2 protein-coding genes are annotated in these 3,837 nt (G+C 67.7%); both read right to left on the bottom strand.

Annotated elements, in window-relative coordinates:
• Nucleotides 1-1,522 (bottom strand): DUF2793 domain-containing protein (locus KSP24_RS25030; RefSeq protein ID WP_216977167.1); only part of this gene is annotated, 1,522 nt, incomplete at its 3' end.
• 11 nt (nucleotides 1,523-1,533) lie between these two features.
• Nucleotides 1,534-3,837: baseplate megatron protein TIM-barrel domain-containing protein (locus tag KSP24_RS25025; protein ID WP_216977165.1), on the bottom strand; the 2,304-nt coding region annotated here is incomplete at its 5' end.

Here is a 3,837-nt window from a genome sequence, read left to right as displayed (position 1 = left end):
CGGCAAGCGTGCCGGTGGCCGCGCCGCCCGCCCCGGCGGTCGTCAGCATGTATTCGCCCGAAGGCGGCGTCAGCCAGGCGATATCGGTCTGCGCGTCGATGATCCGGGCCGCGCCGCCGGTCTGGGCTTTCAGCTGGCCGGAGGTAGAATTGAACCAGAGCGTGCCGTTGGCGGGCGAAGCCGGATCGGAGGCTTGCGCGCCGAGGATCACCGGAGCCGAGAAGGTCTTGGCCCCGCCGACCGTCTGGGCGCCGGACAAGGCGACGGCATCAGTAATCCCATAGCCCGCCAACGTGTTGGGCGTCCCGGTGATCGAAGACCAGGCGGTCCCGCCCCCCCCGCCGCCGATCAGATCGTAAGACGAGCCCGCCTGGCGGCCCCGGAACTTGCCGGTCGTCGCGTTATACCAAAGGTCGCCGTCCGAGACGGTCCCCGGGTCGCCCGCGTTCGGGTTCAGTTGCAGTGCGACCATGGCGCGGACCCGGCCCGAGGTCCGTTCAAGCTGCAAGGCGTTGAACCAGGTCGCCCCGTCGTTCGAGACCTTGACCTGGAAATCGTCCGATCCAGTCAGTCCGAACTCCGCGCGGCCGGAAAAGCCCGTTTGGAAGAGGAACGAACCCGTGTCGGTCGCCGAAGCCTTGTTGACCTTGACCTGATGACCTGCGCCCGCGTGGTTGAAAAGCGAGGCCGGGGCGTTGATCGAAAGCCGGTTCGTCGCATCCGCCGTCGCGCCGCCGAGGCCGAGGTAGAGGGCCGAAAGGTTCGCCGCGGCCATCGCGACCGTCGAAACGGTCGAGGCAAAGGTCACCGTCGGGCTGTTGATGGTCAAAGAGCCCAGCGCCCCGGCGACGGCCGATCCGATGGCAATCGAAGTCGTCGAACCGGAAACCCCGCCGGTTCCGATGTTCACGGCTTTGGTGTTGCCGCTGGTCGTCGCGCCGGAGGCGAGGTTCGTCGTTCCCGGTCCGACTGCGGTCCCGAAGTCGTTGTTGTTCGCCGAAAAGGTCTGCTTGGCCGAGAAGGTCTGGTTGATCGACAAGACGGCCAGGGTCGCCGTGGCATCCGGCAGGGTGAACACCCGGGTCGTGCCGGTCGTGAATCCGCCGATCTGGAACCGGGCGAGCTTGGTCGGATCGCCGTCGTCCTGAAGCGCGAAGGCCGCGTCCGCAAAGACCCCGGAGATCAGAAGCCCCCAAGTCCCGGTCGCGCCGTTGAACATCAGCATCGCGTCGACGCTGGCGTCGATCGCCGTCCAACCGTCCAGCGGCGCGTAGAAGACCCACGCCCCGTCCTGCCAAGCGGCGATCTTGGTCGCTTGACCCGCCCAGGCGCCGGTCGGCGAAGCCGCGACGATCCAGCGTTGCCCTTCGGTCGGGCTTCCGGGCGGTATCGCCAACGCGGCAGTTTGGACGACCACCTGAACCAACGCGTCAAGGCGCCGAAGGCCGTCGTTGACGGTGACGTGCTTTTGCGACTGGTTCGCCGCGAGATAGGGCAGGACCAGGTTGGGCGTATCCGCCATGGGAAGGGCTCCTAGGGGGTAAGGGTGATATCGGCCGCCGCGCCCCGGCCGAGTTGGCCGTTCTGGAAGATGCGGAGGCGAAGGCTGGCGACGGGGCCGCCGAAGTCGGCGGTCTGCATCGCGGCGGTATAGGTCCAGGCGGACGAGGCGAGCCCCGCGACCGTGCGGATCGTCGCCCCGGCGCCGTTCAAGACCAGCAGGTCGTAGGATTCCGAGGCTTCGCCCAACGGCACCTCCGGTGCGGTCCAGCTATCCCCGGCCAGCGACCGGGTGCGGCGCGCCCAGGCGACGGCGATATCCCCGGACCCCTGCCACACCCCTTTGATCCGAAACGGGCTCCAGGGCCGCAGCCCGCGCCCTTGCGGCGTATAGGTCAGAGGCAGGTTCATGGCGTCCCCGGCCGCGCGGTCCGACGGCCCAAAGCGCCAATTCCACGGCATCCCGATTTCGGATTCCGAGATCGGCAGGGCGACGAGGGCGGCCCCCAGAAACACGATCCGGCTTCCGATCGGGGCGAGGGGCAGGATCGCGTCCTCGGTCCCGGCCTGGCCGCGCAGAAGGCGGGAAAGCGTCCAACGGCCGGGCGAAACGATGGTCGCCGTCGCGAACTGGATCAGTTCCCAGACACCCGCCGCCGTTTCCAGGGCCAACAGGTTCGCCCCCGCGAAAAGCTGCTCGTCGGTCACGCTTTGCAACGTCCCGCCCGAGATATCGAGTGCTATCGCATTCGCCCGATCGAAGCGCGAGGTCGGGCCCGAGGGCAGCGCGACCGCGAGGACTCCGAATTGCGCCGAAAGGTCGGCCGTCGCGAAGAGCGAGAACCCGTCGAGCGATGCGCTGCGCCAGATCGCCGCCTGACCATACCAGGGCGACGCGGAAACGGCCGCCAGGGGCCGGTGGGCGGGCACGTCCTCGGACAATTGCGGAAGATCGAGGATCTCCACATCGGGCGGGCCGAAGACGACCGGCACGTCGGTCGAAACCCCGCGCGAGGGGCCGGGACCGAGGTTGTGGACCATGGGATCGCGGCGCACCGCTTCGACGCGGCGGGCGTCGTTGTCGGCGATTTGGGTCAGCCCGAATTCGAGGCTTCGGCCGTCGTTCTCGATGGTCACGATATCGGTGGGATTGAGGGCCAGGGGCGACGGCGGCTGCGAGAAGGTCGCGGTTTCGCGGCCGATCCAGGCTTCGAACAGGGCGCGGCGGGCGTTGCGGTCAGCTTGATCCGGCGGGTGGGCGATGGCGAATTGCTCGGCCCGCACCCGAACGCTGTCGACGGTCACCCTCCGGGCTTCGACCGTGACCGCTTCGTAATCCTCGTCGGCCGAGAGAAGCCGCCATTTCAGGACACGCGGCAGTTCGGTTTCTTGGCCCCGGACGAATTCAATATCTTCGCCCTCGGCCTTTTCGCCCGCGACGACGCCGTCGACGGTGATCGTGGCCACCGGCCCCGCGCCCCGAGCGACAAAGCGCATCGCGCCCTGGCTTTCGACGACGTCGAAGCCGAAATAGCGGGCGAGGGGTTCGATCGAGGCGCGGGGGCTTTCCAGCGAAGCGATGACATAGCCGGGCACGGCTTCCGCAATCCGGTTGACGTCCAGGGCGGCCGAGTCGATCCCCGACCGGGCGCAGATCGCCAGAACGAGGTCGCCCAAGCCAGAAGCGCCGAGCCTCCCGTTCAGCCAATGGCCGACCGTCCAGTTCGCGGTGTCGCCCCATACATCGGCGCGGGCGGGCCAGGTCGGATGGGGCCGCGCGTCCCAGCACCATACGGCCGCTTCGCCCATGTCGATCATGGGCCCGCCGTAAAGGGCCGAGACCGGGTTGTTCGCGGGCGTCGACCAATAGCCGATCAGCGCTTCGAGGTAGCGGCGCTGGATCGCGTCGTCGCGGCCCCCGTTCGAGAAGAACGGCAAGGTGCTTTCGGAACTTTTCGGGTCGAGGAAGACGTTCGGCTGATTGGTGCCCTTGTCGACGGCCGGGCAACCGATCTCCGTGAACCGGATCGGCTTCAAACCCGGGAGCCAAGGCGAAGAGTTCTGCGAATACATCGCCTTGTTGGTCGAGGCCGTCGCCACGGCGGCAAGGCGCGACAGCGGTCGGGACCAACAAACGCCGCGGAACGTCGCGCTGGCCGAGGCATAGTTCTGCCAGTTGATCCCGTCGTAAGACACCACCGCGCGGCTGGTCGATCCCGAATCCGCGACCGCGACGAACACCCCGAGTTCTGCGACCCAACAGACACCTCGCCATTGGTGAGCCGGCAGGAAGTTAGCCGAGGTCAAAGTCACCAGATCGGCCGAGACTCGGAATCT

Origin of the sequence: Paenibacillus sp. AK121 (genome assembly GCF_019042715.1) — a bacterium.
Taxonomy (GTDB): Bacteria; Bacillota; Bacilli; order Paenibacillales; family Paenibacillaceae; genus Paenibacillus; species Paenibacillus polymyxa_C.
The sequence above is the reverse complement of the archived record's forward strand: the minus strand, read 5'-3'. Positions and strand labels throughout refer to the sequence as shown.